This window comes from Streptomyces himastatinicus ATCC 53653 (assembly GCF_000158915.1).
Classification (GTDB): domain Bacteria; phylum Actinomycetota; class Actinomycetes; order Streptomycetales; family Streptomycetaceae; genus Streptomyces; species Streptomyces himastatinicus.
In genome coordinates, this window is record NZ_GG657754.1 from 5,721,905 (window position 1) to 5,726,167 (window position 4,263).

The 4,263-nt window shown below is 75.9% G+C and carries 5 protein-coding genes; 4 read left to right on the forward strand and 1 reads right to left on the reverse strand.

Annotated elements, in window-relative coordinates:
• The first annotated feature begins 92 nt into the window (after positions 1 to 92).
• The gene (locus SSOG_RS24240; RefSeq protein WP_039938564.1) at positions 93 to 428 is read left to right on the forward strand and encodes a hypothetical protein; all 336 of its coding nucleotides are present in this window, start codon (positions 93 to 95) and stop codon (positions 426 to 428) included.
• Between the two features lie 133 nt (positions 429 to 561).
• On the opposite strand, the gene SSOG_RS24245 is transcribed toward SSOG_RS24240, so the two are convergent.
• Positions 562 to 1,791: a threonine aldolase family protein gene (locus SSOG_RS24245; protein WP_009716888.1), complete on the reverse strand. Its 1,230-nt coding sequence runs from the start codon at positions 1,789 to 1,791 to the stop codon at positions 562 to 564.
• 198 nt (positions 1,792 to 1,989) lie between these two features.
• Between SSOG_RS24245 and SSOG_RS24250 the strand changes: the two genes are divergently transcribed.
• From SSOG_RS24250 to SSOG_RS24260, 3 genes are all read left to right on the forward strand, one after another.
• Positions 1,990 to 2,925 carry a Rossmann-like and DUF2520 domain-containing protein gene (locus SSOG_RS24250; RefSeq protein ID WP_039938566.1) on the forward strand — a complete coding sequence of 312 codons (936 nt, stop codon included), beginning with the start codon at positions 1,990 to 1,992 and terminating at the stop codon, positions 2,923 to 2,925.
• Positions 2,922 to 3,908 carry a pantoate--beta-alanine ligase gene (gene panC, locus SSOG_RS24255; RefSeq protein WP_009716890.1) on the forward strand — a complete coding sequence of 329 codons (987 nt, stop codon included), beginning with the start codon at positions 2,922 to 2,924 and terminating at the stop codon, positions 3,906 to 3,908. Before SSOG_RS24250 ends, panC begins: the two co-directional genes overlap by 4 nt.
• A gap of 53 nt (positions 3,909 to 3,961) precedes the next feature.
• The coding region (locus tag SSOG_RS24260; protein WP_154686107.1) for an FAD-dependent oxidoreductase at positions 3,962 to 4,263 on the forward strand (302 nt) is incomplete at its 3' end.

A 4,263-nucleotide genomic window follows, 5' to 3' on the forward strand; every position in this document is an offset into this window, starting at 1 on the left:
TGGTGCGGCAGCCCGTGCCGCGCCCCGACCCCATTTGACGGCGATCGTCAATCGAGGTGACGGGCGGCGGCGGGTGGTCCGACGCTCCTTTCATGTCCGTCACTCAGCAGTACGCACTCGACCTGTACCGGGCCGCCCAGCGTGGCGAGCCCGCCCCGCCCGCCCCCGGCCGGGACGACTGGCGCACCGTCCGGGAGCTGCGCGAGTACCGCGACTTCCAGGCCGTGATCGAGGAACGCCCGGCCCGGCGTCGCCGCAGGGCCGTCCTGCGGGCGCTGCGAGCCGCAGCGGCGGTCGCGGCCCGCCCCGTACGAGCCGTACGCCCCGCACGCTCCGTACGGGCCGCACAGCAGGTGTCCACCGGGCCGGGCGGGGACGCCCCCGCCCGCCCGGTCACGGACCCGTCCTCATGCCCGACCACCGGCTGACCCCGCCGGGCCGCCGGGCCGCGCCCGGCCCGCGGCCGACGTGCCGAGCAGCGTGCGGCACGCAGTGCGCGCCTGCTCCCTGCTGGCGCCGCAGCTCCGGCAAGCGCGGGCCCGCCCGCCGCGTGCCCGGCTGTCAGCCGTCGCCTTCGCCGTCCTCGGCCAGCACCGCCCGCACCCGCGTCAGGAACGCGGCGACCGCCTCGGTCACCTCCTCCGCCGTCCAGTCCAGCGCGGGCGCGGCCACCGTCACCTCGGACACGGCCAGACCGGGCGGCCCCGGCTCCCACCAGCGCCGGAACAGCGTGGTGCGGGTCTCCTCGGCCAGCCGTATCCCCGCCTCGTCCAGCACCCGCGCCGGATACGGCAGCCACACCTGGAACTGATGGGTGTGCGGCACCTCCGGGTGCACCCGGGACCAGGCCACCCCGGCCGCCGTGAACGCCTCGCGCATCGCCCGCGCCACGACCGCCGCATGGGCCACGTACGACGGCAGCCGCGGCAGTTCGCGGTCCAGACCGGCCAGGGCGGCGAGCGCCGTGGGCCACTGCTGGAACACCTGGCCGCCGTACCGGTGGCGCCATGCCGCCGCCTCCGCGATCAGCGTCTCCGGGCCCGCCAGCGCGGCCCCCGCGATGCCGCCGAGCGACTTGTAGAAGGACACGTACACCGTGTCCGCGAGGGCGGCGATCTCCGGGAGCCCGCGCCCGAAGTGGGTGGTGCTCTCCCACAGCCGGGCCCCGTCGAAGTGGACCACCGCCTCCCGCTCCCGGGCGGCCTCCACGACGGCGACCAGGTCGTCCCACTCCGGCAGCACGAAGCCCGCGTCGCGCAGCGGCAGTTCGAGGGCGAGCGTGCCGAAGGGCTCGTCCAGGTCGCGGATCTCGTCGGCGGTGGGCAGCCGTGGCTCGGTGGTCGGCCGCACCGCGCGCAGCCCGCTCACCGTCAGATACGCGTCCCGCTCGTGCACCTCCAGATGGGCCAGCGGATGGACGGCCACCACCGGGTTGCCGGTGCGCCCGGCCCAGGCGCGCAGCGCGACCTGCTGGGCCATGGTGCCGGTGGGGAAGAAGGCCGCGGCCTCCATGCCGAGCAGGTCGGCGACCCGCCGCTCCAGCCTTTCGACCACCCCGTCCCCGTACACGTCCACCCAGTCGTCGAGGGCGCCGTCGAGGTCCGGGGCGGCGGCGGTCAGGGCCGCAAGACCCTCGCCGATCCGCTGCTCCACCGGGCCCCGCACCAGGGCCCGCTCGGAGCCGCGCCAGGCCGCGAGTCTGCGCTCCCGCGCGGCCTGGTCCGCCCCCTCCAGCTCGTCCACCACACCCACCTCATCCGCCACGTCCACCACATCCCCCTGGTCCGCCATGACCCGATGATGACGCACGAGCAGGGCACCCCCGGAGTTATCCACAGGCCGCGTTGTCAGTCGCGTCGTCCAGCCGCGTTGCCCAGCTGCGTTATCCACAGGCGCGGGGACGCGCCCCGGCCCGAGCGGAGCACTCGCGTAGCATGGCGGGGAATCGTCCGGTACCCCCTGAGGACTGGAACGGAAGGCCGCAGTCGCGTGAACGCACATCCACTTCCCGAGCCGCGGGACCGCCCGGCCCGGCTCACCGTCGGCGTCGTCGGCGCCGGTCGCGTCGGCCCGGCGCTCGCCGCCTCGCTGCGGCTGGCCGGGCACCGGCCCGTCGCCGCTTCCGGCGTCTCCGATGCCTCCGTGAGCAGGGCGGCCGCCCTGCTCCCCGAGGTTCCGATCGTCCCGCCCGCCGAGGTGCTGGCGCGGGCCGAGCTGGTGCTGCTCACCGTCCCCGACGACGCCCTGCCCGAGCTGGTCACGGGCCTCGCCGAGACCGGTGCGGTGCGCCCCGGCCAGCTGCTGGTGCACACCTCCGGCCGCTATGGCACCGCCGTGCTGGAGCCCGCCCTGCGGGCCGGTGCGCTGCCGCTCGCGCTGCACCCCGTGATGACCTTCACCGGCACCCCGGTCGACGTCCAGCGGCTCGCGGGCTGCTCCTTCGGCGTCACCGCGCCCGAGGAGCTGCGGCTGGCGGCCGAGGCGCTGGTCATCGAGATGGGCGGCGAGCCCGAGTGGGTCGCGGAGGAGTCCCGTCCGCTGTATCACGCGGCCCTCGCCATCGGCGCCAACCACCTGGTCACCCTGGTCGCCCAGGCCATGGAGCTGCTGCGCGCGTCCGGGGTCGAGGCGCCCGACCGGATGCTCGGCCCGCTGCTCGGCGCCGCCCTCGACAACTCGCTGCGCAGCGGCGACGCCGCGCTCACCGGTCCGGTCGCGCGCGGCGACGCCGGCACGGTCGCCGCCCATGTCCAGGAGCTGCGGCGGCACGCTCCGCAGGCCGTCGCCGGATACCTCGCGATGGCCCGTGCCACGGCGGACCGGGCGCTCGCGCACGGGATGCTCAAGCCGGAGCTGGCGGAGAACCTGCTGGGCGTTCTGTCGGATGTCTCGGATGCCCGGGGCCGGGGAGGAGCGGGATCGTGAGCCCGAAGCTGTGGACCAAGCCGAACCCCGGTGAGCCGGACGTCGAGCTGTTCGCGCGCCGCGCGGACTTCGACGCGGCGCTGGCGCACTTCGCCGCGCCGGGGCGTACGGCCGTCGTCATGACCATGGGCGCGCTGCACGACGGGCACGCCTCGCTGATCCGCGCCGCGCGCGCCCGGGTCGGCGCCAAGGGCCTCGTCACCGTCACGGTCTTCGTCAACCCGCTCCAGTTCGGCGCGGGCGAGGACCTGGACCGCTATCCGCGCACGCTCGACGCCGACCTGGAGGTCGCGGCCGCCGCCGGTGCGGACATCGTCTTCGCCCCCTCCGCCGAGGAGGTGTACGGCAGCGGCGAGCCGCGGATACGGATGTCCGCCGGGGCCATGGGCGAGGGCTACGAGGGCGCCTCCCGGCCCGGCCACTTCGACGGGGTGCTCACCGTCGTCGCCAAGCTGCTCCACCTCACCCGCCCGGACTTCGCCTTCTTCGGCGAGAAGGACGCGCAGCAGCTCGTGCTGGTCCGCCGGATGGTGCACGACCTGGACTTCCCGATGGAGATCGTCGGCGTCCCCACGGTCCGGGAGGGCGACGGGCTCGCCCTCTCCAGCCGTAACCGCTACCTGTCCGAGCAGGAGCGGGACACCGCGCTGGCCCTGTCCCGGGCGCTGTTCGCTGGGCGGGACGCGGGGCTGGCGGCGGCGCGATCCGCCGGGAGCCCCGGGAGCCCCGGGGGCGGGGACACCGGCGGGCTCGTCCGGGTCGGCTCGCCCGGCGCGGTGCGGGCCGCGGCGCGCGCGGTGCTGGCGGAGGCGGCCCGGCTCGAACCCCCGCTCGTCCTCGACTACCTGGACGTGATCGACCCGGAGAGCTTCACCGAGGCGCCCGAGGACCACACCGGCGAAGCCGTGCTGGCCGTCGCCGCCAAGGTCGGCTCCACGCGGCTGATCGACAACATCCGGCTGTGGTTCGGAGCGGGCCGGTGAGCGGGCGGATGAGCCAATCGATGAACGAGCCGACGAACGAGCCGGATGAGCCGATGAACGAGCAGCAGCACGGGTCGACAACACCGCCCACCGCCCTGCGCGCCCCCGCGCCCGGCTGGGCCACCGAGGCCGACGTCGTGGTCGTCGGCTCGGGCGTCGCGGGCCTGACCGTGGCGCTGCGCTGCGCCGCCGCCGGGGCGAAGGTCACCGTCGTCACCAAGGCCCGCCTCGACGACGGCTCCACGCGCTGGGCCCAGGGCGGCATAGCCGCCGCCCTCGGCGAGGGCGACACCCCAGGGCAGCATCTCGACGACACACTCGTCGCGGGCGCCGGGCTGTGCGACGAGCAGGCCGT

Excerpts from the sequence above, each read along its gene's own strand:
- SSOG_RS24245 (WP_009716888.1), bottom strand. The coding sequence starts at position 1,791 with ATGGCGGACCAGGGGGATGTGGTGGACGTGGCGGATGAGGTGGGTGTG.
- SSOG_RS24240 (WP_039938564.1), top strand. The coding sequence starts at position 93 with ATGTCCGTCACTCAGCAGTACGCACTCGACCTGTACCGGGCCGCCCAG.